Source organism: Pedobacter xixiisoli, assembly GCF_900215335.1.
Lineage (GTDB): Bacteria > Bacteroidota > Bacteroidia > Sphingobacteriales > Sphingobacteriaceae > Pedobacter > Pedobacter xixiisoli.
Genome location: NZ_OCMT01000002.1, coordinates 568,001 through 593,229 on the forward strand (window position 1 = coordinate 568,001; position 25,229 = coordinate 593,229).

Genomic DNA, 25,229 nt, shown 5'->3' on the forward strand with positions numbered 1-25,229 from the left:
TTATAATTGTTTTAAAACCTGTGCTGTTACCTCTAAAGTTTGCTCAATATCTTGCATGGTATGCGCAAAAGAAATACTTCCTTGTTTAATTGGCGCAGGAAAATTGTATACACCACCTTTTATCAATTCTTTGCGGTAACGAGCGTCGAAATCAAAATCATGATTTAGTAACACATCATGAAAATTTATTGGCTCGTGCCCCATAAAGTAAACGCAAAACGCCGATCCCTGTCTGGCAACGTATACCGGTCTGTCTAATTTAGAAAATATTTCCTGATAACCTTTCTCTAAAGCAGCACCTAATTTCTCTACATGCTCATATACCTTATGCACAGGCGATTTTAATTTCTCTAAAGTAGCGATAGCCGCAGCTGTTGTTAAAGGAAAAGCATTATAAGTTCCAGCAATTAAAACTCTGTTTTCCTTATCAGGATGAACGAAGTAATCCATGTATTTTTTCTTACCTGCAATTACACCAAGAGGATAGCCATTCGCCACGGCTTTTCCGAAAGTAGACAAATCTGGAGTTACACCGCAAATAGATTGATAACCACCCAATGCATGTCTGAAGCCAGTTTTCACTTCATCAAAAATAAGTAAACAACCATTTTTATCAGACAATTCACGTAAACCTTCCAAGTAACCCGCTTGCGGTTTAACAATACCGATATTCTGTAAAAGCGGCTCTAGCAAAATACAGGCTACATCATATTTTTCTAATATATAGTTGATGCTGTCTAAATCGTTATAATTTACCACATGCACTAAATCGCTATGTGATTTTGGCACGCCTGCACTTAAAGAATCGAATGGATATTCTCCAGGACTTACATGACCACCAACATCTTCCAATTTACTGATTACATTACAAGCCACATCATTATGCCAACCGTTATAACCTCCCTGCATTACAACGACATGGTCTCGTTTCGTTACCGCCCTAGCAATTCTAATGGCGTGATAAGTAGCTTCAGAACCGGTAGTAGTAATTTGTATACTTTCTGCACTTGGCACACTTTCGCAAAACATCTTCGCAAAAGCACCTTCCAACAAGGTAGGTCCCGCACCCATTAGCACTTGACTTTCTGAAAGTGTACGTTTTACAGCTTCATTAATATCTTCGTCGTTATGCCCAAAAAAAGAAGCCGCAAAGCCAGCTTGGTAATCGATGTACTCATTCCCATCAGCATCTACCACTCGACTACCCTGCCCTTTTACAAAACAAATATTGGGTTCTGTTTTTCTATTTAAAGAAACAACCCCTCCAGGTATCCACTGTTCATTGTTCTGCAAAATGGCTGCAGATTTTAAATTCTCTTGCATAAAACGTTATTCGTTGTTAGTATTATTTAACTATTTTTAAAAGCATACAGTTAAAAAATCTGTATCCAATAAATGATTATTATTGTATACTAAATTACAATTTTTATGTATACATTTAAATAAAAAGATAATTTTTTTCTATGTCGATAATTTTAAATGATTTGAACTTCCCAGAAGGACCTTGTTTTGACAGTAAAAGCAACATCTGGCTTGTAGAGAAAGATGCTGGAAATCTAGTGTTTATCAGCGAAAATATAGTCAGCAGGTATTTTGTAGATGGCGCCCCCAACGGAATTGCCATAGACAACAACGACTTAGTTTGGTTTTGCGATTCGAAACGGAACAGCATTAGGACCTTTGATCCTATTTTAAAAAGCACAGTAACCATAGTTGAGCATTTTGAAAATCAAGCACTTAAAATGCCAAACGATTTAACTTTTGACCAAAGTGGAAATTTGTTATTTACTTGCCCTGGAGATTCACTGGAAGACAACACGGGATACATCTGCTGCTTAACACCCGAGAAACAGCTATCGAAGATTTTCGAAGGCATGTACTATCCCAACGGATTAGCACTAAATAAAAAGCAAACTCATTTATTTGTAGCAGAAACGGGAACTAAAAAAATATGGAAGTTTGACTACACTGCCAACAAACCACTTAGCAACAAAAACTTATTTACAGAAACAGGCGGATCCATTGGTCCAGACGGAATTGCTTTTGATGAAGTAGACCACCTTTATGCGGCAGTATATGGCTCTGGGAAAGTGAAAGTTTGGGATGAAAATGGCGTATTGAGAGAAGAAATTGACGCTTTAGGACACAATCCAACAAACTGCGCTCTAGATCCTTATGGCAAAAAAGGGTTATTCATCACTGAAGCGGAAAACGGTTTGTTAGTTCAGCATAAAACGAAAAAAAGAGGGATTATTTAAGCAATCCCTCTTTTAATAATTATCAAACTAACTCTAAAGCTTCCTGCTCTCCTCTGTACAGATGGCGAACCAAAGACGAATACGATAGCTCCCAATCGTCATTAGCTAGCCCTTCCACAATTGCACGATGCTCTTTATCAGTATCTTGATAATCCTCCATTTGATCCATTACCGCACCTAACCTCATGTGAAACAAAGGGATATTACTATTTTTGTACATCAATATCAATCTTGCGTTCTCAGTACTTTCGATCATCTTTTCGTGAAATTTCACGTCAGCTTCACAAGCACCGCCATAATATCCTTTCTCTACCATCGCAGAAAAATCATCACAAATCAACTGAAGTTCTTTTAAAACTTCTTTATTTTTCTTTGCAAAAAGGATTTTTAAAGCTCCAATTTCTAATATTTCCCTTAACTCACGTATCTCTTTCACGTCATCTATCGTCATGCTTTTTACGAAACAGCCGCCTTTTCCTCCAAACTCCACCAAACTTTCGCCCGCTAACCTCATAAAAGCCTCTCTTACAGCCACACGGCTCACTGACAGTTTCTCCGCCCAAAAATTCTCAACCAAACGAGCGCCTCCCGCTAACTGGCTCGAAAGAATTTTCTTTCTCACCTCCAAATACACCTTATAGGCTAACGAATCTTCTTTCATTTTGCATACATTTTTAACCAAAAATAAGAATACAATTTAACTTTCAAAATCCACGAGAATTTAATTTACTCTTCGTGGAAGTAATTTGTAAATTCCTTGATCCGCATTCCAAGAAAAAGAATTACGATCCTTCAAGATATTTTCATTTTTCACTTTCCTTGTCTCCATTTTCTTTACTTCCCAAAACCCTGGAGCAAACCCTACACAAATCACTTCATGGGTTTTTCCCGCAGGCACTTTAATTTCTATTTCCTCAGCTAGATACGCATTCGGTTTAGCCATTAAAACTACCTTATCCGCCAATTGAAACATAAAATAATTAGCTTTCTCTACAATTTCTACTGGCAATTCCTTTGCTCCATCCTCGGTGATTTGAAACAACGTCGCAAATTCAGATAACCTATCTTCCTTTTTAGGGCTAATCATGATCCTACTTCCTTTGGCTTCTGGCCAAACAGATTTTACCGTATACAAGTCCTCAAATACCTTAGTGCTAGAATCTCCCGACAAAACCTCCATTTCCCTTTCAGCTAAACTTGGTTTAAACATGTTCACATAAGTTTTTCCCTGTTTCCCATCTAGTTCGCTACTTAAAACAAGTTTACCATTTGCAAAATCTGGCTTTACCAAGGTATTGATTTGCCAATATTTTTTCATCCCTGCTTCTTTAGAAACCACATGATCTAAAAGCACCATTACTGCGGGTACATCATCTCTTTTCAAGTTAAGGAACAACATGCTTTTGGTATACGCTTCTACTTTTTCCGAATAAGCATTGGTAATATCTACGTTAAAATAACTGTAAGAAGGACGAATTGGATCTGTGCCAATTGCTGAAGACCTTACAAATCCTGTTTGAAACCAAGCATCGCCCAAAACTTCGGTTACATTTCTTGGGAAACGCTGACTAAACCTAGTTCCGCCATCATTAGTTTTGGTTCTGAAAAGTAGTGGTTCTTTGGGATCTCTGATCAGCATCATACTATGAGCAACCGACCTTTTGTTAAAATTGAAATCGTAAGGAGAACCGTAAGAAAGGTATAAACCCAAATCTCCAACCTGTATACCGCGGTGATAAATCTGCAAAGCACCAGCATCGGCATGTTGATGGTTTCCGAAGTGAAAACCGCCGCCTTTAAGTTCGACCACTACATTTCCACTGCTAGGTTTTTCATCCCATCCTGTCCTAGCCACCATGCTATTAAGCACCGAGCCAAAATCCTTAGTCAACGGCAGCTGATTCAAATCGAAATCTGGTTTAAGCGAAGGGTCATCTAGCAACAAAAACAAAACCGGATTATCTTTCAAACCTCCTTGTTTAACAAACTCGCCCTTAATAACTGCGTTACCAGAATAAGCGTAGCACAACAACATGGTTTGTGGATTTTTCCAATAGAAGTTTTCGCTTTTGCTGTACTTGATGTTGAACATATCTCCATCACGAAGCATTTTACCATCTGGCGTACGCATGTAAACCCAATAGTACGGCAGGTTTTTAATGTTATCATCAAATACTGGATAACCCAACATCCTATAATACAGCCAAGCTGCATGCATTTCCCAACCGAAACGATAACCTCCGTAATCAATCCCCTGATTGTGTCTTGGCGATTGATATTCGAACTTTCTTAAAGGCACCAACTGATATAAAATCCAATAAGAAGTATATTTATAAGGCAGCGGGTCTTCATCATAAATAGCAATACTCATCGACAGGTAATCACGGCAAATTTGCGCTTCGTTGCCATGCCCATTCACCACACTTTCTATACCATGAAATGGCGGCCAGCCCATCTCCATATCATTAGCTAAACGCATCAAATCACCTCTTAGTTGTCGTCTATTTTCAGCGTTCATGATTGGATAACACCAATCGTAAACCAACGAAGCAGTATACATGGCCCTGCCCACTTCTCTGGTTATATCGCCATAAGTAACATTTCCAAACTCCAAAACAGACATGTAATCCAAGGCAAGCTGAACAGCCTCCGCACCTATTTTTTTATCTTCGGTCATTAAGAAATAAAATGCCTTTGCTTCGATAATACTTTCCAGCTTTTCATCATGGAACATCTCTTTGTTTTTATCGAATGCAAAATTAAATGGCGATTCGGCTTTTGCCCTAACCGCAGCCCATGCAATTTGATGAGCAGTGTCTAAAGTCCGTTGTCTAATAATGGGCAAAGTTTCCTTATTAACCCATAATCTTGGATGTCCGCTAGGAGGCACAATTTTAGGAGTGTAAAGTTCAGCGTCTTCGGGTGGCTTAGGAGCTACATAAGGCTTAATGAACAGACGTTTAAGCACCAAATTATTTGGTAGCCAAATCTTAAGCGTCTGTTTTTTCGAATTGATTTCGAATTTACCCAATTCCTGCAGACCTCCTTTGTAAATATCGTAAACTATGCGGTAGGTTGATCTGTCAGCACCATTTTGAAACTTGGCTTTCAAGGTCAACTTTCCTGTTTGATCTTCTCTCTTCAATTTCTCTAAATCCACAGGCTCTGTTTCTGCCTCTAAAACAAACACACCCAGCTTATCTACCGCCAAGCTTACTTCCAAGTCTGCTTGAACAACGGCATCAAGACTTGGTCTCGATACCCCCCCCTGTAAATGAAATCCCTTTTTTTCATTAAAAACTTCATTAACTACTTTTTTATTTACCTTAAACTTAGACAAAGGAATTTCCCTTTTATCATTTTGAGCAAAACAAAACTGCACCGTCAACAACAGAAGTATTAACGTCAGGAAATTCTTAACTATAAGGGATCTCATTTATATACGGATGGAATGCTTATTTAATTTTTAATCTTTTAATACTGATTTTCATCTCCTTAACAGAAGCAGTATTGGTAACAGTGTTAATGTAAACGTAAGCATTATACACGCCATCAGCCGTTTGCACCCAAACACCTCCTTCAGCTTTTACGTTAATCGCAAAGTCGGGCGCATCTGCAAAATCTTTCGTTCTCAAATCCACATCATCCACAAAAACACCATACTGTATTCTCGACAATTGCTGATCTCGCACCGTAAAAGCTTTCACTATCTTGGTTCTATTACTTAAACCTGCAGGCATTGTAAACGTTGGCTTATAAGACGCATCGGCAGTTGGAGCCACCAATGAATGTAAATAAGTTACATTAGCAGGTGCCCTGTACAAGTAAATCAAATCTATTTTACCCGGATTAGCAGTAGCGAAGGCAGCATCGTACATTTTCATATCGGCAATTGACAGATAACACTCTGTACCATCTTTGGCTACCAAATCCAAAACCATATCCTGGTTTCTAATTTCATGCGGACCAGATTGATAAGAAATTGTTTCGCCATTACTAGATTTTGCCGTAAAAGTAAAAGTAACGGTTTTGCCTCTAGCTTCTTCCGGAATTTTATAGAAATAACGTAATGTAGCTGCAGAGAAATTACCGGTGTAAGTTACTGAAGTTGATTTTCCAGTGGTTACCGAAGGATCTCCTACCGCCGTACCCACATCTGCACCGGAACTACTTGTATTAAAAAACCTATTATCCAAGTATGTACCCGTAGCACCGGCAATACTCGCTTCTACAGTCATAGAAGAAAGCTTCCCTTTTTCAGGCAGAATAGCCGCCGCGTAGGCAAATTCAATAGTTCCGCCCACAATATTAGGTCCCAGAGACCTTTTGATTAAATCGTTCTGCAATTTATCTAATGCCGTTGGAATTGCATATTCCTTATCCTTACATGCTCCCAGGCATAAAACCAATAACGTCAAAGACATCAATATTTTAAATCTTATATTTTTCATCTTGCTTAGCTTATTGTTTCACAGTTAAAAACACTTTATAGGTTTTGCGCACTTTTCGGTTGCCCGATACCACCGTCCATTCTTTAGGTTTCGATAAATCAGAAAAATCTACCTTACCTACGATTTTAGGGTCTAAAACAGCATCTACCACCAAAGTAAACTGAGGATAAAGATTCTTTAAATCGGTACCAAAAAGCACCTCTACGTTAATGGTTTGCGCTGTAGTATCAATTGTTGCAGCTTTTGTTCTTACCGTTTGGAAATCAGCCCCCAACAATTCGAAATTACTGACATAGCAATCTGCTCGTTTAGTAATCAAAAGCCCGTCATCATCCATAGGGTAATCTTTTTTACAAGAAACCACCACTAACAGCACCAATATCAATTGAATTAATAATATTCTTTTCATCTGTTTTTATCTTTATTTTTAATTATCAGATGTTCCTTACCATATTTAAATAATCATTGCCTGATATATTTAGTTATCATTTAAACATGGACGGTTCATGATTTTAAATAGTTAGGATTATCTCCATGGTTTATTTTGCGTAAGCTTATTATTTCTCACTCTTTCGGCTTCAGGTATCTGATAAATATAGCATCTCTGATAAACCAACTCATCAGCGTTAAAGAAAAAACGCTCCCAATTGTTACCCCAGCTATCCTGAAACCATTTTCCAGCACCGTAAGCAGGGCCAAAAACAGATTCTATCTTTCTCCATCTTCTTAAATCAAAAGCTCTTTGTCCTTCTCCAAACAATTCCACAATTCTCTCTTGCTCTATCGCATCAAAGAAAGCCGAAGGAGAAGCCGTTTTAGATGCTGCCAAAGCAGGCAACTTGCCCCTAGCCCTTACTCTATTTACCAATGCAATTGCATCAGCTTGTGGCCCGTTTACTTCGTTTGTAGCTTCGGCATACATTAAGAAAACATCTGCCAAACGCATTAGCGGCCAATTATAATCTCCAGAACTTCTGTTTGCACCACCATAATTACGCACAAACTTTCTCGATTGCAAACCAGAAAGATTAGTTGTATTATCATTGAACGCAGGATAAGTTACTCCGTCAATAGTTATGTTACCGCTCCAGGTTTTATACAAAAACGCCACAAAACCAGTTGTTTCGGTAGTACCAATACCCATGATTTTTTCATAATCCCACAACAAGCTGGCTTTCATCCTATAGTCCCTGTTTCTATAACTTTCTGGATTTACAGAAGAATTAGGCGTGGTACGAGCCGCACTATTAGTAGAAGGATTCATTTGAATCATCTTAGGCAAGAAATCTCCTGTAATAGTAGACTGATACCTATCTGCAAGCTCATATCTAGGTATAGCTTGATTTTGCGAAAGCCCTACAGAAACGCCCGTCCAAACCCTCATATATTCTTCACTTTGACCAGTCGCATTTCCTCCGTGAGTAATCGACATCAACACTTCGGTTTCTCCATTATTTACATTTCCTGGATTGGGTATAAACAAGTAATAGTAATTCGGTAACACATCAGCCTTACCCATTTCGCCCCATTCGCCCGGAGCACCGCCTCTAAACAAATTCAAGCCAAACTCGGTAATCACTCTGTTAAAATCTGCTGCAGCGCCTTCAAATGCGGTTTTAGCTTCGACTGCAGATTGCTGAAAACCTTCCAACTCTGGCCAGCCATTCTTTTTCCAAGAGCCCCAAAACAACTGCAGTTTCCCTCTAAAAGCTAATGCAGCGGGCTTACCAGCTCTACCAACAGCAGCACCCCTGTTTGGCAACTTTTCTGCGGCATAGGTAAAATCTGCATAAATCGAGTCCTTAACTTTCGTTATCGACGACCTTGAAATAGTATCTACTTCTATTGGTGCATTTACTATTTTATAAATGTAAGGCACATCTCCCCATAAAGAAATTAAACGGAAATAGGCAATACCTCTCAACAATCGAGCTTCCCCAATAACAGCCTCTAAGTTTTGCCTAGATACAGTTGTTTTTGCGTTGGGCAACAGTTTACTTCTGATATTTTCTATCACATAATTAGAGGTATTGATACTGCCATACAATTCCCTATACAAAGCGGCAGCTCCTCCACCATATGCACTAGGGCTATTTACAGTGATGCTAATAGGAGCAACGCCTGTATTATACATTTTAAGGAAATCTCCGTGTCCATCGAAGTGATAATCCCTATCGAAACACGGTCTAAATTCATTATAATTTCCCATTAATGCAGAAGTAGCATCAGCTTCCGTTAGCCAAAAAGTATTACTATTTGGAGATACGGTGGCATTTTGGTTCAGTAAATCTTTCCTGCAACCGGTCATGATTACAACCGACAAAAAGACAAAAATGATATATAAAATTTTCTTATTCATGGCGATCATCATTAAAAGTCAAAGTTTAGCCCAAATACAAATGTCTTTGTAATTGGATAAGAGTCGTTAGCATAAGTGTTTTTTTCAGGATCCAATCCCTTGAACTTTGTAAAGGTCAAAAGGTTGTCAGCAGAAACATATCCTCTTATTTTTTTCACCCCTATTTTCTGAATCACACTGTTATTAAAAGTATACCCTAACTGCACATTCTTTAACCTTAAGTAAGATAAATCTTGAAGCCAAAATGTACTTGCATAGTTATTGGTACTTGTAGAACCCGAACCACTAGGCAACAACCTAGGATATTCGGCATCCCTGCGGTCCAAATTCCAAGTTTGATACAATTGCTCGTAAGTAACCGCCTGTGCTGATGTTCCTAAAAATGGGCTATTCACTCTATTCATCCAAAACTCCTTCCTACCATAAGCACCTTGTAGCAAGATAGCTACATCAAATCCCTTCCAAGACGCAGAACCCCTCAAAGCATAATTTGAGGTAGGACGACCCAGCTGGTGATTAGGATAAGCTTTCCTATCATTTGCATCAATTCTACCGTCACCATTTAAATCTTTAATCAATACATCGCCAGGAGATGCACCTTGTGGCGTTGCCTTATATACATCTTCCCAAGTTTGCGCTATACCGGCTGATTCGAATGCATAAACAAAATTGTATGGCATATCTACAAATAACGAACCTCGCTGTAGCGTCTCGCTCCAAGACAATAGTGTATTTTTATTGGTAGAATAATTCAGGTTAACCATGTATCTGAAATCACCTTTCTTATCGTTCCAGGTCAAATTTGCTTCAAAACCCTTATTGCTCATGTCACCTATATTTCTTCTAGGAGCTAGATAAACACCTGTTAGATGAGTTGACAAATCAGATTCACGATTCATTCCAATGGTTTTTCTGTCGTAGTAATCCAATTCTACCAAAAGCTTATTACTTAGCATCGACACATCAAAACCTACATTGAAAATATTAGTTTTCTCCCAAGTAAGCGCATAGTTGATGAACTTTTTATTGGTAAGACCAACCACTGCCGCTCCATCTAAAAAGTAATGTCCAGCAGTTAATAATTCTTGCTGCTCGTAACGCCCAACTCCACTGTTGTTACCTAGACTACCATAAGAAACTCTAAATTTTGCAGAATTAATTTTTATTTTTTCTAGAAACGGCCTGATAAACTCCTCTTCAGATAACCTCCAACCGAATGCACCAGCCGGAAAATAACCATACTGATCACCAGGCAGAAACTTAGATGAGCCATCGGCCCTAAACGTACCTTCTAAAATATACCTATCCTTAAAAGTATAGCCTAAACGCCCGATATAAGAACGTAGCCCTTCCATGTCGGAGCTACCTCCTGTAGTTTGAACATCGTTTAAAGCTCCGTCAATTTCGAAAATATTTGGATTTAAACGGGTTCCCCTACTTGCCGAAAGATATCTGTCTTTCCAAAACTCTTCGCTATAGATTGCAGTAGCAGAAATAGCATGCAATTTGCCGAAAGTTCTATCATAGCTCAACTTTGCATTTAATTGTGTTTTAATATTCTCACGATCGGTATTGTAAATTGGCTCGTTGTTTCCCACATAAATCCTCGGACCAAAACTGTCTGTTTGAAAATTATAAGCCTGCGTAGGCATGTCGGCTCGCCAATCAAACCTATTGTTATAGGCAAGAGAATAGTCTACACGAGCAACCAAGCCTAAAATCGGCTTCCAATCTAAATAACCATTCAAATTAGCCTGCTTTTGGTTCATGTTATTTCTATTCCTCACCATGTAGTCGGCATACATATTAGAAGCCTGAGAGCTCTCGTTGTAAGCCATTGCCCCACCATAATAACCAGTAACAGGATCGAAAGGCAAAATACCGGCTGGCGCACTAAACAAATCTAAACCACTCGTTCCGTTATTAGTCATTCCTTCAGAGTAGTTATACTTAAATTGCGACCAGTTACCTGCAAACCTAATTCCAGAAGTAATTTTTTCAGCAACCTTGGTTTCCAAATTAAAAGCAAGGTTATAGCGTTTGAAGTTATTTTCAATCTGAATTCCTCTCTCGTCTAAAATGCCAGTAGATAAGTAGTAATTAGTATTATCGCTACCACCATTCACAGCAACATTATAGTTCTGCGCCAAACCATCCCTCAACACCACGTCCCACCAATTGGTACTTGGATATCTTTTTGGATCAATCATGCTCAGCGCCAACCACTGATCAATAGTGCCATTTTTAAAGTTAAATGCAGAGGCAGCTGTATTAGCAGATTGTGCTATCTGCGTAGCCGTTAATGCCTTCGCATAATTATCTACAAAATCTACGTTAGCGGTAGGACTAACCATCGATAGACTGCTGTTAACACTAATACTTGGTTTAGTATTTCGCTTACCAGATTTTGTGGTGATTAATATTACCCCGTTAGCTGCCCTAGAACCGTAAACTGCCGCAGAAGATGCATCCTTAAGTACTGAAACACTTTCGATATCATTGACGTTAATCCTATTCATATTCACATCGGGCATACCGTCTACCACAATAAGTGGCCCTGCATTATTAACCGTCCCCAATCCTCTAATCATTAACTCCGCAGCATTATTACCCACCATACCAGAACTTTGAGTTACCGCCAAGCCAGGCAACAAACCTTGTAATGCAGAGGAAGCATTAGAAAGACCTCTACTACTTACGGTTTCATCGAATTTAGCAGAAGCGACAGCACCAATGATATTTGCCTTTTTTTGTGCTCCATAGCCCACCACCACAACTTCGTTAAGTTTACTCAACTCAGGTTTCATTACTACAGCCACAGCATCTTTGGGCGCAAGTTCAATTGGAGCAAATCCAAGCAATCTGAATTGAATCCTATCTGTCTCGGAAGCTTTGATTTGGAACTTACCCTCACCATTAGTTACTGTAACTTCGGATGTCTTTAGATTTCGAACTTCGACGCCAGGTAAGGGCATCCCTTCTTCATCCTTAACAAAACCAACTACGGTTCTTTGAAAATTTGCTGTTTTCAAAAACACTTCATTGTCGTAAACATGATACCCTTTGGCATCAAAGTGTTCTTCTGCCCTATCCCTAGCGTGGCTCAAACCAGGACAAATAGCGCAAAGCAGCATAAAATACCGAGACTTCAGTATTGCTCTTGCCTTTAGAAATTTACATTTCATAGTACTTTAGGTTAATATAGTTTGTTAGGTTGTTTAAGTAAAATTGTATACATTATTAAGCTACAATTGAATACTTTTAGTTGAAATTAGAAAGTATTTTTTAAAAAACAAAATTATTTAACTAAAAAATATGCAAACGAAATAAAATTTTGTATACAATTTTAATGTTTTTTTGTATATATATTTATTTTAATTACTTTAGACAAACAAACAACCAAACTAGGCAAGATGAACCATATCACCATCCTGTTATTATATATATGTTGCATATTAAGTTCTTGCACTCAAAAGAACGAAATTATAATAGGCACTGTAGAATTGAGCAACTCTAAACTGCTGCTAACGCAGGAAGCAGACAGTTTAGATGTACCATGGGATTTGCAATACGACAAAACCAACAACTATATTATCTTCTCAGAAATCAAAGGTAATATCAAGAAACTAGACCTTAGTGACAATAGTGTTAAGTTAATAGCAACCATACCAAACGTTTTCCAACAGCGTACCACCGGCTTGCTGGGCATGGCGTTATATCAACCGCATCAAAACGAACATTATTTATTTGTATCGTACACTACAAAAACAAATGAAAAAATCTACTCTAATTTATGTAGATATATATACAAGGATGGAACCATAACCAATCCTAATTTACTTTTACAGATACCAGGCAATACTGGGCACAATGGCTCCAGAATAATCATAGGTACGGATAAGAAGATTTATTGGGCAACTGGCGATGCAGCGATTGACGCCAATGCACAAGACATCAGCAAACAAAATGGTAAAATTCTTAGAATAAATATTGATGGTAGCATTCCGAACGACAACCCGATACCCAACAGCTACGTCTACGCTTGGGGGTTCCGTAACATGCAGGGACTTGCCCAAGGCGAAAACAGCCTAATCTACACTTCTGAACATGGCGATGCCGTAGAAGACGAAGTAAACCTAATCCAGCCATTACACAATTACGGATGGCCGTTAATAGAAGGAAAAAATACCCCAAAAAAGGAAACGGACAGCATGAAAGCAATTACCTTTACTACACCGCTTCAATCATGGACACCAGTGATTGCTCCAGCTGGTATTGCTTACTACGGCAGCACAAAAATTGCCGAGTGGAGAAAAAGTCTTATCCTAAGCACCCTGAAAAGTCAATCTCTTCGCATTTTAAAACTTTCGGAAGACGGCAAAGCCATTATAGACGAATACACTTTATTTAAGGATGAACTGGGCAGGCTACGCTCGGTACTTACACTACCTAATGGAGATATCTATTTCTGTTCCAGCAACAGAGACTGGAATCCTCAAAAAGGTTTTCCAAAACCTGAAGATGACAGAATATATAAATTGAGTTTAACAGAAAAAACTGTAGGCAGAGTTTTCCATCCTGTAAAAACTACTTTAACACCTGTAGTTGAAGTATCTGGTAAAAATCTTTACGAAGCTTATTGCGCCTCTTGCCACAAAGCAGACGGAAAAGGAATAACAGGAACATTCCCTTCATTAGCCAAATCAACCGCCGTAAATGGCGATCAGCAAACCTTATCTCAAATCATTTTAAACGGATTAAAAGACAAAACCATAGCTGGTGTAAAATATGAAGCCTCAATGCCAGCATTCAACTTTTTGAAAGATGAAGAAGCAACGGCCATTATCAATTATATCAGAACCAACTTCGGCAACCAAAGTTCAACCATAACAATCAACCAATTCAAACAAACTAAATAAACCATGGAAACCACCAGCAAAAGCAATAATAGCTTTTTAAGAAAAACCCTTTCCATTCTCGGTCCCGGAATCATCACTGCTTCCTTAATTTTCGGTCCGAGCAAAATGACAATCACTTCCAAAATGGGAGCCGATTATGGCTTCAGTTTAATTTGGGTAATTGTTGTAGCTATTTTCTTTATGATGATTTATTCAAAAATGTCTGCCCGAATTGGCTTGGCTTCTGATGATACCATCCTTACTTTAATTAGAAAGAAATACGGAAAAATCACCTCTATAATTATTGGCTTAGGCATCTTCCTAGTTGCTGTTTCCTTCCAATCTGGGAACTCAACCGGCGTGTCTTTATCCGCTTCGGAAGCCACTGGTACCAGCCCCAAAATTTGGATTGTAGTCTTCAATCTTGTAGGCATCTCACTTTTATTTTTTAGGTCATTCTATAACATCTTCGAAAAATTGATGATTGCTTTAATAATTTTAAAACTATTTTCTTTCTTAACTACCGCAATTATGGTTCCGCCACCATTTGAAGCATTTGCAAAAGGCTTTATCCCGAGTATTCCAGACGGCTCTATCGGTTTAGTAATTGCTTTTACCGCTTCTTGCTTCTCTATCGTAGGCGCACTTTACCAAGCTTACCTGGTGCAAAACAGTAAAAAACTTTCTGGAGGACACAGCGCAAAGGACACCTTGAGAGGCAGTCAAACCGGAACTATACTTTTAGGCGTAATGAGCATGGCAGTATTAGTCTGTGCAGCCAACACCTTATATCCGCAACATATTCAAGTCAACTCAGCAGCCGAAATGGGCAAAGCTTTAGAACCATTATTGGGTCCAAGTGCTAAAGCCATATTTTTCATAGGGCTATTTGGCGCATCTTTTTCTTCGTTAATTGGAAATGCAGTTTTAGGCGGCTCTCTACTTGGCGACACCTTTAAATATGGCAATGACTTGAACCACCGCATGGTCAAAATCTTCATTTCTTTAGTGATGATTTTTGGAGCTATCATTGCCCTGTGCTTTGGAAAAATGCCTTTAGAATTGATTGTACTGGCACAAAGCATCACTATTTTCCTTGTACCTTTTATAGCAGTGGTTATGTTCATGATTGCTAACGACAAGGAAATCATGAAAGAACATGTAAATAAACCTATTACCAAAGTTTGGGGTGCATTAGGTTTAATCCTATTGGTGGGCTTAGCCATCAGCAACCTCATTACCTTAATAAAATAAACAACAATGAACCTGAATTTAAAAGAATTTGAAGACACACTTTTAGCTCCTTCAACTAGTCTAATCGAAGACATCAAAAAGATAGATGGCGACATCATGTTTTTGGGAATTGGCGGAAAGATGGGACCAAGCATGGCAAAACTCACTGTAAGAGCACTAAAAGCTGCTGGAATAGAAAAAAACGTAATTGGTGTATCAAGGTTTTCTTCTGGCGGATTGAGAGAGGAACTTGAAAACGAAGGCATCCAAACCATTGCCTGCGACTTACTCAATGAAGCTGATTTAAAGCAACTGCCACAAGTACCGAATATCATTTACTTAGCTGGACACAAATTTGGAACCACAGGCAATGAAGATTTCACTTGGGCAATGAACGCATACCTTCCAGGATTAGTTTCATCACACTTTAAAAATTCCAAAATTGTTGCTTTTTCATCTGGAAACGTATTGCCCTTTGTAAACCTAAAAGAAGGAGGCGTATCTGAAGAGCAATCTCCAGAACCAATAGGCGAATATGCACAATCTTGCTTGGGAAGAGAAAGAATATTCGAATATTTCTCTAAAAAGAACAACACACCCATGTTAATTTACAGGCTTAATTACGCCGTTGATTTTAGGTATGGCGTACTGATAGAAATTGCCAAAGCGGTAAATGCAGAAAGACCTGTAGACCTTACCACACAAAACGTGAACGTAATTTGGCAAGGCGATGCGAATGAAATTGCCATTAGGTCTTTATTGCACTGCAGCTCGCCCGCCAAAATGCTAAATGTTACCGGACCAGAAATTTTATCTACCAAATGGATCGCAGAGCAGTTCGGGATACTATTGAATAAAACACCACAATTTACTGGTTCAGGCGCTGATACGGCACTGCTAAACAATGCATCAGAATGCCACAGATTATTCGGCTACCCAAAAACCACCATAAGAGAAGCTATTGAACACACCGCTAATTGGATTTTAAATGGCGGAGAACTTTGGAATAAAGACACCCATTTTCAAGAGAGAGGAGGAAAATTTTAATGAACAAACTATCAAAAGAGCTGAAAGAACACTTAATGCAGGGAACGGTCATCCCCGCACATCCATTAGCATTGAATGAAGATAGAACACTAGACGAACAGCACCAACGTTTATTGACTCAGTATTACATGAGCTCTGGAGCTGGAGGAATTGCTATCGCCGTACACTCTACTCAATTTGAAATTAGAGAGCCCGAAGTAAATCTTTTCGAAAAAGTAATTGAACTAGCAAGCGAAGAAATTGCAAAAGCGAAGCTAGACAGACCATTTATTAAAGTTTGTGGTATTTGTGGGCCAACTGAGCAAGCGGTTAATGAAGCCAAAATAGCAGTAAAACATAGTTACCACATGGGTTTATTAAGCATGGGCGGTTTACAAGGCTGGACAGAAGAGGCTATTCTTGAGCGAGTACGCAAAGTGGCGCAGGTAATCCCTGTGTTTGGCTTTTACCTGCAGCCTTCAGTGGGCGGTAGAATTTTCTCTTACGATTTTTGGGCAAAGTTTGTGGAAATCGAAAATGTGGAAGCAATTAAATGCGCTTCTTTCAACAGATACCAAACTTTAGATGTAATGAGAGCTTTAGCCAACTCGAGCAGAAGAAATGAAGTAGCCATGTACACAGGCAACGATGACAACATTGTGAACGATTTGCTAACGAGCTACCGTTTTCCTACTGCAAAAGGACAGACTGAAATTACTTTTAGAGGCGGGCTTTTAGGACACTGGGCAGTTTGGACACAAAAAGCCGTAGAATTACTAGACAAAATCAAACAATACAAACTTCAACCAAGTGCAGCAGTTGCTGATGAATTATTGAGCCACAACATTGCAGTAACCGACAGCAACGCCGCTTTATTCGACCCTTCGCATGATTTCCACGGCTGTATCTCTGGCATCCACGAGGTGTTGCACAGACAAGGCTTATTAAAAGGCATTTGGTGTATTAGTCCAAAAGAAACTCTCTCTAAAGGACAAAGCGAAGAGATTGATCGCATCTATCAAGATTACCCACAACTAAACGATGATGAATTTGTAAAAGCGTTCTTAAAAGAAAAATCTAATTAAGTTAAACCTGATTTGCTAGCAAACACACAACCTAAACACTAACAAAATGAACAGAAGAAATCTTTTAAAAACATTAACGCTAAGCTTAGGAGCTACTGTAATTACTTCAGACCTTTTGGCTAAAGTTGACAAGAACACCTATCGTTATAAAATCAAAGAGAACCCGCTTCATCAGCCCATTAAAAAAGCGGTTACGGCTATTACTTTGGGTGCGGGAAACCGAGGGATGGTTTACGGAACCTACGCCGAAATTACCCCAAACGACCTTAAGATTGTAGGTGTAGCAGAACCTGTCGCTTTTAGAAATGAAAGGTATGCTAAAATCCACTCCATCCCACAAGAAAACAGATTCAATACATGGGAGGATGTATTTAAAAGACCAAAGTTTGCAGATGCAATTATCATTTCTACGCCAGACAACTTACATTACGGCCCTTGCATGAAGGCGTTAGCCATGGGTTACGACATCCTTTTGGAAAAACCTATTGCACCAACAGAAAAAGAGTGTAGAGATATTTTGGCGCTTGCCAAGAAAAACAATAGAATTGTAGCAGTTTGTCACGTACTAAGATATGCACCTTACTTCATCAAAATGAAAGAATTGATAGAAAAAGGAGCTATTGGAGAAGTAGTGAGTGTACAACATTTCGAACCAATTGAGCACATCCACATGTCTCACTCTTACGTTCGTGGAAACTGGCACAACTCTAAAGAAACCACGCCTATTATCTTGGCAAAATCTTGTCACGATTTAGATATTATTAAATGGGTAATCAACAAGCCAAGCAAAAAAATAGTTGCCATGGGCGATTTAAAATGGTTCCGTAAAGAAAATGCACCCGCCAACAGTAGCGATAGATGCGTAACCTGTAGCGTAGAAAGAGAATGCGCTTACTCTGCCGTGAAGGAATACGCAGACCGACAAACACACTTCTTATCTGTTTTGGATGTTCCAGATAACATTCCAAATCGTCGAGAATACATATTGGAGAAACTTAAAACAAGCAACTACGGGCGTTGTGTTTATCGCATGGATAACGATCAACCAGACCACTATGTAACCAGCATACAATTTGCGGACAGTGTAACAGCAAGCTTTTCTATGGAGGCATTTACTTCTTACCACGGCAGACGCACCAGAATTATGGGATCTATGGGAGACTTAGTGGGAGACATGAAAGAGCTGGTTCACAACGATTTTAGAACAAGAAAAGAAACCAAATTTATACCAGAAGCACAAGATGTAAAAGGTTATGAAGACCACGGACACGGCGGCGGGGATTGGCTGCTCACTAAAGACTTCGTAAATGCGGTAAGTCAACAAAACGCAAAGCTACTTACTTCCACCATCGATGAATCTATCGAAAGTCACTTGATGGGTTTTATGGCCGAAGAAAGCAGGAAAAAAGGAAAAATAATGGATATTAAAGTTTAACAAAAAGCCATTAGCTCATTATTTTTAACGGATGAAAACTTAAACCTTCATCCGTTTTTGTTTACTATACTTTTCTACTCTATTAAAAGCAATTTTATCCATCGCAAAGAACTAGATTTGCAAAAATTTAGTCGAAATGAAAATCAAAAACATCCCTCCCATCCCTGCAGTACTACTAGCTATTACTAGCGTACAAGGTGGTGCGGCTATTGCCAAAGGGATGTTTCCGCTGTTGGGCGCTACAGCAACAGTTACCTTGCGCATTGGGCTTTCGGCTATCATTTTATTACTCGCTTATCGCCCTAATTTCAAAAAAATCACCGCAACACAGTGGAAATTGGTGAGTTTATATGGCATATCGTTAGGCTCAATGAACCTAACTTTCTACCTCTCTTTGTCACGCATACCATTGGGGCTGGCAGTTACTTTAGAATTTATAGGCCCTTTAATTCTCGCAATTGCTGCCTCAAAAAAAGCGACAGATTTAATATGGGCAGTAATGGCGGCGGCAGGTATTGCTTTAATTGCACCTTGGAGCGGAGAAAGTAATGTTGATATGATAGGTGCATTGCTTTCGTTGGTTGCTGGAGGTTTTTGGGCACTTTACATCATTATGGGAGGTAAAGTTTCAAAGGCGATGGATAGCGGAGCAGCGGTAAGTGTAGGAATGCTGATAGCTAGTTGCGTGGTTCTACCTTTCGCTTTTGCAGATGGCCATCTGTTCGACGTTACTCCAAAACTTTTAGCTATGGGCTTGGCTATTGCCTTGCTTTCTAGCGCCATTCCGTTCACGTTAGAGATGAACGCACTAAAGCATATTCCAGCTAAAACTTTCAGTATTTTAATGAGTTTGGAACCAGCGGCAGCGGCAATTTGTGGCTTATTCTTTTTACACGAATACCTGTCTTTTAACGAATGGGCAGCCATTGCATTAGTAGTTGGTGCTAGCACAGGCTCTACATTAACTAAGGCCAAACAACCTACAAGCCATTAAGTAAATTGGCGCTGTTAAGCAGTTCACCGAAAACTTTACTAAACAAAAAAGGAGATACAAAAAATGCATCTCCCTTTAAGCTATCATATCCTCTCGGATATTTTAAACTTTTGACTTTATAATTTTAACTTAGTTTTCCTGGTGTAACCAAGCTTTCTTAGTCAATAACTCTTCTTCTGTCTCACGAATATCTTCGTCGTCTACACAGCAATCTACTGGGCAAACCGCAGCACATTGAGGCTCATCATGGAAACCTTTACACTCTGTACACTTGTCTGAAACAATATAATATACCTCATCAGAAACCGCATCTTGAGCAGCACCTGCATCTACTTCACTACCTCCAAAATCAATAATACCGTCTAAAGCGGTACCATCAGAAAATCTCCAAGCGGTACCAGCATCATAAATTGCATTATTAGGGCATTCTGGCTCACATGCCCCACAGTTTATACATTCGTCTGTTATTTTAATTGCCATCTTTTCGTCTAAATCTAAATGCGAAGTTTACCTTTGCGTCGCAAATATAATACATAATAAATTTATAATAGTTCTAAATATGTCTTCACTTCGTAAAGAACAGCTCATTTCTGCTTTTAAACAACTAGGTAAATATCTAAATCAGCCAGATGAAGCCTTCAAATCAGCTGTCTATTCGGCTAAAAATGCAAATGCTTGGTTTACAGAAGATGAAGTAAACAAATCGGTAAAAGCCTTAGCTGAAATGCTAAACGAGGCCGATTTAGAACAATGGTTTGAAAATATTGAAGTTACAACAGCACCTAAAAAAGTGGGGTTAATCTTAGCTGGCAACATTCCCTTGGTTGGCTTTCACGATGTGATGTGTGTATTAGCAACAGGAAATATTGCACAAATTAAATTATCTTCATCTGACAATAAACTCCTGCCCTTTCTGCTAAATCAACTCTGTGAAATTTTACCAGAGCTGAAAAACCACATTATTTATGCCGAACAATTGAAAGGTTTCGATGCGGTAATTGCTACTGGCAGCAACAACACATCAAGATATTTCGAATATTATTTCGGTAAAGTACCCAACATCATCAGAAGAAATAGAAATAGTGTAGCTGTATTAACTGGAGAGGAAAAAGAAGAAGAAATTGCGGAACTAGGTCATGATATTTTAGATTACTTTGGCATGGGCTGTCGCAGTATCTCAAAAATCTACATCCCTGAAAATTACGAAATCAAAAACTTTTTTGAGCCTTTAGAGCAATATCAAGACATTATCAACCATTTTAAATACAACAACAACTACGATTACAACAAGTCTATTTATTTGGTAAATCAGCAAAAACATTACGACAATGGTTTTTTATTGTTGAAAGAAGATGAAGGCTTGTCATCGCCTTTGGCTGTATTATATTACGAAACTTATGAGAACATAGGCGACGTTACTGAAAAACTGAAGCAGCAACGAGAACAAATTCAATGTGTTGTAGGCAACCTAATTGATAAAGATTTGCAGGTACTCCGCTTTGGAGAAAGCCAGCACCCTAAACTTTGGGACTACGCAGACAATGTTGATACGATTGAGTTTTTGAAGGGATTAGGGGATTAAGCGCCTCTCTGCCCTGTAGGCATCTCTCCCCAAAAGGGAGAGAAAAGATTTGTAGCCAATTTTAACTGAACACTTTTAACTTTGGTCTTTCCGACTTCAAGACTTTTTACTTTTAACTTTCCACTTTTAACTTTTAACTTCTTACTTTTGAAGGAATGTATATCATCAAAGTTAAAGGCATTGCCAAAATACCTGATTACGTACAACTAAGAGACGAAAAGTTCACTTTGTTGGCTTATTTTAGGGTAGATAGACCTGATAAATCTTTAGAGAAACTAGGTTTTGGAGATAAGCAGGAAAAAATAATGAGTTTTATTAACGAGTTGCCTTTTGGACAGGTAACTAAACTAGATATTTAACATGGCAGAGTACGTAGAAAATGTAATTACCTTAAACAACGTTGATGTTTTTCAGCAGAAACACTTAGTGCTATCTAACGTAAAACTTGATGTTGCCAAAGGCGAGTTTGTATTTCTAATTGGCGCAACTGGTTCGGGAAAAAGTAGTTTGTTAAAAATCATTTATGGCGATTTACACATCGGTAATGGCGAAGGAAGCGTAGCTAATTTCAATTTAAAAACACTTGCTGAAAAGGAAGTTCCTTACTTGAGAAGAAAACTTGGGATTGTTTTCCAAGATTTTCAGTTATTGGGCGACAGAACCATTGAGCAAAACCTTGAATTTGTTCTAAAAGCTACGGGTTGGAAAGACAAAAACCTGATTACCGAACGTATTAAAGATGTTTTGGAAAAAGTGGGCTTGCGTTCTAAAATCAAGAAAATGCCTCACGAAATGTCTGGCGGTGAGCAACAACGTATTGTAATTGCCAGAGCTCTATTAAACAATCCGGAGATTATTCTAGCGGATGAGCCGACAGGAAACTTAGACCCAGAAACTTCGGAAGAAATTGTGCTTTTATTGAAGCAAATCAGTCAAAACGGAACCGCTGTTTTAATGGCTACCCACGATTATCATATCATCCGTACCTTCCCTTCTCGCATCATCAAATGTGAAAATGGATTAGTGCATGAAGATGTTCAGATCGCTTAAATATTCAAGTTCGCTAATTATGTCACCACTCCGTGGTTTAAAATTTTAACATTTAAATGCTATCATAATACCAGTCCTTCGGACTTTAGATATAACCACAAAGTGGTGATATTATAATAGAAAATTATAGTTATTACGCCCACGGAACCCTGAAAGGGTAAGATTATAAAGCTAATTTATATTAAGCAGTATTCTGACAAAAAATTAATTTACAGCCATTCTGTTAGTCTAACTTGACGTAAAACTGACAGCATGGCTGTTTTATTTGCATTGGCAAAACTTTTGTAAAGAACCCTTTCAAAGGAATCCCTTTGGGAAAAAACACGAGTACACATGTTTAACAAGAAGAAAAAGGAAGAAGAACCATTGGTTGAAAATAATACAGCTGAAGCAGCAGCGGAAAGCACTAAAGATAATGTAGAAAACACAGCAGCGCAAGCTGAAAACGAAGCGAGCGAGCCTGCAATAGAATTATCAGTAGAAGAAAAATTACTACAGCAAGTAGCTGAATTGAATGATAAATACCTACGTCTATTTGCTGAGTTCGACAACTTCAAACGTCGTACACAAAAAGAGCGTGTTGAGTTGTTACAAACTGCTGGTAAAGATATCGTCGTTTCTCTCTTACCTGTTTTAGATGATTTTGAACGTGCTATTAAAGCAACTGAAAAATCTACAGAAGTAGCACCAGTTCGTGAAGGTATTGAATTGGTTCAAACCAAATTGAAGAGTATTTTAACTCAAAAAGGCTTAAAAGAAATCGAAAGTTTGAACACTCCTTTTGACACAGATTTGCACGAAGCAATTACCCAAATTCCTTCGCCAACAGAAGAGCAAAAAGGAAAAGTAATTGACGAATTAGAAAAAGGATATACGCTTAACGAAAAAGTAGTTCGTTTTGCTAAAGTGGTAGTTGGAGCATAAAGGAATTTTGAATGGTTAAATTTTGAATGATTAAATCGGACACATTCAATCATTTTCTCATTTAGTCATTCAATCATTAAACAAAAATGAGCAAAAGAGATTATTACGACGTACTTGGAGTTGCCAAAGGCGCATCGGCGGAAGAAATTAAGAAAGCTTACCGTAAGTTGGCTATTAAATATCACCCTGATAAAAACCCTGATGACAAATCTGCAGAAGATAAGTTTAAGGAAGCGGCAGAGGCTTACGAAGTATTAAGTAGTGCAGAGAAAAAACAACGTTACGACCAATTTGGACACGCCGGAGTTGGCGGTGCAGCTGGAGGTGGTGGCTATGGCGGTGGCGGCATGAACATGGAAGATATTTTCAGTCAGTTTGGAGATATTTTTGGTGGTGGCGGCGGTAGCCCATTTGATAGTTTCTTTGGCGGTGGAGGTCAATCGAGAGGTGGCCGCAGAGTAGCCAAAGGAAGTAACCTACGTATCAAAGTAAAGTTAACCTTAGAAGAAATTGCTAATGGTGCCGAGAAAAAAATCAAAGTTAACAAGCAAGTAAGCTGTAAAACTTGTGATGGCACTGGTGCGAAAGACAAATCATCGGTAAGTACTTGTAGCACTTGTGGTGGTGCAGGTTCGGTACGTAGAGTTACCAATACTATCTTAGGCCAGATGCAAACTACAGCTACCTGCCCTACTTGTCATGGTAGCGGACAACAAATTACTGCAAAATGTGGTGCTTGTCATGGCGAAGGAACGGTTCGTGGCGAAGAAACCATTACCATCAATATTCCTGCTGGTGTGAGCGAAGGCATGCAGTTAAGTATGGCTGGAAAAGGTAACGCAGCTCCAAATGGTGGTGTACCAGGGGATTTAATCATCTTGATTGAGGAAACTCCTCACGAAACCTTAAAAAGAGAAGGAAACAATGTAGTTTACGATTTGCATGTAAGCATTCCTGATGCAGCTTTAGGTGCAAGTGTGGAAGTACCAACTATTGATGGCAAGGCAAAAATTAAAATTGAGCCAGGCACACAAAGTGGAAAACTGCTTCGTTTAAAAGGCAAAGGTATTCCAGAGGTGAATTCTTACCATAGAGGCGACCAAATCATACACGTAAACATTTGGACTCCAAAAGCACTAAATAGTGAAGAAAGAGCATTGCTCGAAAAATTGAGAGAATCTGCGAACTTTAAACCACAACCTGGTAAAAATGACAAGAGTTTCTTCGATAAAATGAAAGAATATTTCGAATAATAGAAATCCCGCTTGATGCGGGATTTTTTGTTTTTACAAATTAAACCTAATTTGCATACAAAGCTCGATATCCAATGATTAAAAAATTATTACTTCCGATACTATTCCTTTTAAGCTTCAATACCTACGCTCAACAAAAATCAGGTGCACAGCAATTTTGGGATTTACTAAAACAGCATTGCGGCAAAGCCTACCAAGGAGAAATTACACATGGCATGACGGATGCATTTAAAAATGGACCATTGGTAATGCATGTTAGGCAATGTAATGATAGCCTAATTAAGATTCCATTTTTTGTCGGAGAAGATAAATCTAGGACTTGGGTGCTGAAACTTGCAAACAGCAGGATTTTATTAAAGCATGATCATCGACATGCAGATGGTTCGGAAGATAAAGTAACGCAATACGGAGGCTTAACTTCAAACAGCGGAACAGCTAATATGCAAATTTTCCCAGCAGATCAACAAACCATAGATTTACTACCAGCCGCAGCCGGTAATGTTTGGTGGATTACCATTGATGAGAATAGTTTCACCTATAATCTGCGTCGTATTGGCACAGACCGTTTGTTTACCGTTAAATTTGATTTAACCAAACCAATCGCCGCTCCCACCGCTCCTTGGGGATGGAAAGACTAAATAATAAAATTGACGAACTAACTTTTTAGACTGTTACTAACGC

General features: G+C 38.7%; 21 protein-coding genes. 13 read left to right on the forward strand and 8 right to left on the reverse strand.

The window, feature by feature from the left end; translation table 11 throughout:
• The gene (locus CRO54_RS08660; RefSeq protein ID WP_097131024.1) at positions 1-1,323 is read right to left on the reverse strand and encodes an aspartate aminotransferase family protein; all 1,323 of its coding nucleotides are present in this window, start codon (positions 1,321-1,323) and stop codon (positions 1-3) included.
• A gap of 140 nt (positions 1,324-1,463) precedes the next feature.
• Here CRO54_RS08660 and CRO54_RS08665 point away from each other — a divergent pair, with 140 nt between their 5' ends.
• Entirely contained in the window at positions 1,464-2,258 is a 795-nt protein-coding gene (locus CRO54_RS08665) for an SMP-30/gluconolactonase/LRE family protein (RefSeq protein WP_097131026.1), read from the forward strand.
• 22 nt (positions 2,259-2,280) lie between these two features.
• Here CRO54_RS08665 and CRO54_RS08670 read toward each other — a convergent pair whose 3' ends face one another.
• From CRO54_RS08670 to CRO54_RS08695, 6 genes are all read right to left on the reverse strand, one after another.
• Positions 2,281-2,919 carry a GntR family transcriptional regulator gene (locus CRO54_RS08670; RefSeq protein WP_097131028.1) on the reverse strand — a complete coding sequence of 213 codons (639 nt, stop codon included), beginning with the start codon at positions 2,917-2,919 and terminating at the stop codon, positions 2,281-2,283.
• 60 nt (positions 2,920-2,979) lie between these two features.
• Entirely contained in the window at positions 2,980-5,694 is a 2,715-nt protein-coding gene (locus tag CRO54_RS08675) for a hypothetical protein (RefSeq protein WP_138765788.1), read from the reverse strand.
• Between the two features lie 19 nt (positions 5,695-5,713).
• Positions 5,714-6,709 carry a DUF4466 family protein gene (locus CRO54_RS08680; protein WP_138765789.1) on the reverse strand — a complete coding sequence of 332 codons (996 nt, stop codon included), beginning with the start codon at positions 6,707-6,709 and terminating at the stop codon, positions 5,714-5,716.
• Positions 6,710-6,719: 10 nt separating this feature from the next.
• Positions 6,720-7,118, reverse strand: a complete 399-nt coding sequence (locus tag CRO54_RS08685) for a hypothetical protein (protein ID WP_097131032.1) — start codon at positions 7,116-7,118, stop codon at positions 6,720-6,722.
• Between the two features lie 117 nt (positions 7,119-7,235).
• Positions 7,236-9,068, reverse strand: coding sequence for a RagB/SusD family nutrient uptake outer membrane protein (locus tag CRO54_RS08690; protein WP_240775061.1), 1,833 nt, complete (start codon positions 9,066-9,068; stop codon positions 7,236-7,238).
• Positions 9,069-9,079: 11 nt separating this feature from the next.
• Positions 9,080-12,253 carry a SusC/RagA family TonB-linked outer membrane protein gene (locus CRO54_RS08695; RefSeq protein WP_097131034.1) on the reverse strand — a complete coding sequence of 1,058 codons (3,174 nt, stop codon included), beginning with the start codon at positions 12,251-12,253 and terminating at the stop codon, positions 9,080-9,082.
• A gap of 228 nt (positions 12,254-12,481) precedes the next feature.
• Between CRO54_RS08695 and CRO54_RS08700 the strand changes: the two genes are divergently transcribed.
• From CRO54_RS08700 to CRO54_RS08725, 6 genes are all read left to right on the forward strand, one after another.
• Positions 12,482-13,987 (forward strand): PQQ-dependent sugar dehydrogenase, encoded by a 1,506-nt coding sequence (locus CRO54_RS08700; protein WP_097131036.1) that lies wholly within the window; start codon positions 12,482-12,484, stop codon positions 13,985-13,987.
• Positions 13,988-13,990: 3 nt separating this feature from the next.
• The gene (locus CRO54_RS08705) at positions 13,991-15,220 is read left to right on the forward strand and encodes an Nramp family divalent metal transporter (RefSeq protein WP_097131038.1); all 1,230 of its coding nucleotides are present in this window, start codon (positions 13,991-13,993) and stop codon (positions 15,218-15,220) included.
• Positions 15,221-15,226: 6 nt separating this feature from the next.
• On the forward strand, positions 15,227-16,246 hold the full coding sequence (locus tag CRO54_RS08710) for an NAD-dependent epimerase/dehydratase family protein (RefSeq protein ID WP_097131040.1): 1,020 nt from the start codon (positions 15,227-15,229) through the stop codon (positions 16,244-16,246).
• Positions 16,246-17,310, forward strand: coding sequence for a dihydrodipicolinate synthase family protein (locus CRO54_RS08715; RefSeq protein WP_097131041.1), 1,065 nt, complete (start codon positions 16,246-16,248; stop codon positions 17,308-17,310). Before CRO54_RS08710 ends, CRO54_RS08715 begins: the two co-directional genes overlap by 1 nt.
• Positions 17,311-17,356: 46 nt before the next feature.
• Positions 17,357-18,745: a Gfo/Idh/MocA family protein gene (locus CRO54_RS08720; protein WP_097131043.1), complete on the forward strand. Its 1,389-nt coding sequence runs from the start codon at positions 17,357-17,359 to the stop codon at positions 18,743-18,745.
• A gap of 136 nt (positions 18,746-18,881) precedes the next feature.
• Positions 18,882-19,739: an EamA family transporter gene (locus tag CRO54_RS08725; RefSeq protein WP_097131045.1), complete on the forward strand. Its 858-nt coding sequence runs from the start codon at positions 18,882-18,884 to the stop codon at positions 19,737-19,739.
• A 129-nt stretch (positions 19,740-19,868) separates the two neighbouring features.
• Here the strand turns inward: CRO54_RS08725 and CRO54_RS08730 are convergent, their stop codons facing one another.
• Positions 19,869-20,219 (reverse strand): 4Fe-4S dicluster domain-containing protein, encoded by a 351-nt coding sequence (locus tag CRO54_RS08730; protein WP_097131047.1) that lies wholly within the window; start codon positions 20,217-20,219, stop codon positions 19,869-19,871.
• 79 nt (positions 20,220-20,298) lie between these two features.
• On the opposite strand from CRO54_RS08730, the gene CRO54_RS08735 reads away from it, so the two are divergent.
• From CRO54_RS08735 to CRO54_RS08760, 6 genes are all read left to right on the forward strand, one after another.
• Positions 20,299-21,321: an acyl-CoA reductase gene (locus tag CRO54_RS08735; protein WP_097131049.1), complete on the forward strand. Its 1,023-nt coding sequence runs from the start codon at positions 20,299-20,301 to the stop codon at positions 21,319-21,321.
• 155 nt (positions 21,322-21,476) lie between these two features.
• Positions 21,477-21,680 carry a fructose-6-phosphate aldolase gene (locus tag CRO54_RS08740; protein WP_097131051.1) on the forward strand — a complete coding sequence of 68 codons (204 nt, stop codon included), beginning with the start codon at positions 21,477-21,479 and terminating at the stop codon, positions 21,678-21,680.
• Between the two features lies 1 nt (position 21,681).
• The gene (locus tag CRO54_RS08745; protein ID WP_097131053.1) at positions 21,682-22,371 is read left to right on the forward strand and encodes a cell division ATP-binding protein FtsE; all 690 of its coding nucleotides are present in this window, start codon (positions 21,682-21,684) and stop codon (positions 22,369-22,371) included.
• A 333-nt stretch (positions 22,372-22,704) separates the two neighbouring features.
• On the forward strand, positions 22,705-23,295 hold the full coding sequence (locus tag CRO54_RS08750) for a nucleotide exchange factor GrpE (RefSeq protein WP_097131054.1): 591 nt from the start codon (positions 22,705-22,707) through the stop codon (positions 23,293-23,295).
• A gap of 86 nt (positions 23,296-23,381) precedes the next feature.
• Entirely contained in the window at positions 23,382-24,548 is a 1,167-nt protein-coding gene (gene dnaJ, locus CRO54_RS08755) for a molecular chaperone DnaJ (RefSeq protein WP_097131056.1), read from the forward strand.
• A gap of 74 nt (positions 24,549-24,622) precedes the next feature.
• On the forward strand, positions 24,623-25,186 hold the full coding sequence (locus CRO54_RS08760; RefSeq protein ID WP_097131058.1) for a hypothetical protein: 564 nt from the start codon (positions 24,623-24,625) through the stop codon (positions 25,184-25,186).
• Positions 25,187-25,229 lie beyond the last annotated feature (43 nt).